Annotated in this window: 1 pseudogene; it reads left to right on the top strand. The window is 41.5% G+C overall.

What is annotated here, in order from left to right:
- A pseudogene (locus tag ACTNBF_RS16590) lies at window positions 1-340 on the top strand (transposase); the annotation flags it as partial.

The following is a 340-nucleotide window of genomic DNA, read 5'->3' as shown; positions in this document are numbered from 1 at the left end:
GATCAAATGCAAGGTCTGCGACACAAACTTTTCACCGGATGATAACCGTTTCTCTAAAGAGTACACCTTACGCTGCCCCCACTGTGGAAATGCTCTGGTACATAAAAAAGACAGGAAACACTTTATCGTCCACAAATGCGTGAATCCCAAATGCCCTTACTATCTCCACAATCTTAAAAAAGTAGATAAGGAACATCTTGAAAAAGCTTATGGCAAGAACGAATACAAACTACACTACATCTACCGTGAATTCACCGTGGATTTCTTTAAAATGGATCTGGATTCCCTCCCGAAAAACGCTTCTTCCCTGAAGTTCAACAAGTTCGATTCCCACGTGATG

The organism is Bariatricus sp. HCP28S3_A4, from assembly GCF_052066395.1.
In the GTDB taxonomy this organism is placed as follows: domain Bacteria; phylum Bacillota; class Clostridia; order Lachnospirales; family Lachnospiraceae; genus Allocoprococcus.
Note: the sequence above shows the minus strand (reverse complement) of the source record. Positions and strands in the feature narration are given on the sequence as shown.